At 41.0% G+C, this 1,053-nt stretch carries 1 protein-coding gene and 1 pseudogene; both read right to left on the reverse strand.

Annotated elements, in window-relative coordinates:
- A pseudogene (locus tag BCU91_RS04315) lies at nt 1-577 on the reverse strand (flagellin); the annotation flags it as partial.
- Nucleotides 578-886: 309 nt separating this feature from the next.
- Nucleotides 887-1,053: flagellin (locus tag BCU91_RS04320; protein ID WP_277869332.1), on the reverse strand; the 167-nt coding region annotated here is incomplete at its 5' end.

The following is a 1,053-nucleotide window of genomic DNA, read 5'->3' on the forward strand; positions in this document are numbered from 1 at the left end:
TTTTTGTTGATAATGCCGTTGCATCTGCAACACCAAAACTAGTACCTGCACCCTTAGCTTCGTTAATACCGATATCGTCTGCACCAGTCGCTTTTAGCGATACCGAAATGGTTTCATTAGCATTTGAGCCTATTTGGAATGCTTGAGTGCCATACGAACCATCAAGCAAACTCTGACCACCGAAAGACGTCGTATCTGAAATACGCGTTAATTCACTTTGTAATGAAGAGATCTCTTTCTGCATTGACTCACGATCATCAGTTGAGTTTGAACCGTTAGCTGATTGCAGTGATAAGTCACGCATACGCTGCAAGATGTTGGTTGACTCTTGCATTGAACCTTCTGCAGTTTGCGCAATTGAAATGCCATCATTAGCATTACGCATTGCGACACCGATACCGTTGATTTGGCTGGTCATACGGTTTGAGATTTGCAGACCTGCCGCATCATCTTTAGCACTGTTAATGCGCAACCCTGATGATAAACGCTCCATTGACGTTTGCAGACCGCCATTGGCACCATTTAATGAGTTCTGAGCCTTCATTGAAGTGACGTTAGTATTAACTGAAATAGCCATGTATTGCCTCTCTTATATTTAATAGTGCCTGCCACTCAGGTCAGACGATACTTATCTTCGACAAATACTGTAACGGCGGCGACTAAAAAAGCTTTAGCAAAAAATTAAAACTTTTTATTAAATTCAATTAAAAAAGGCGATTTAACGCGCAATAAACTCGCTTAAACGACTATTTTAGCAACAGCATTTAAAAAGCTTAAATGCAAAAAAGCAGCCTATAAAGGCTGCTTTGATTTTAAGCTCAGCAAATTAATTAAAGCGATTACACTGCGCTTATAGTTATTCCTTAACTCGCTAGCTAAATAGTTATTAACCTAGCAATGACAAGGCAGTTTGTGGCAACTGGTTGGCTTGCGACAACATAGCTGATGAGGTTTGTGACAGAATCTGCTGCTTAGTTAACTGCGCCGTTTCTGAGGCAAAATCCACATCTTGAATGCGACTGCGGGCATCAGTCACGTTAGCTTGAATGTTGC

The organism is Shewanella sp. 10N.286.52.B9 (genome assembly GCF_002873635.1).
Taxonomy (GTDB): domain Bacteria; phylum Pseudomonadota; class Gammaproteobacteria; order Enterobacterales; family Shewanellaceae; genus Shewanella.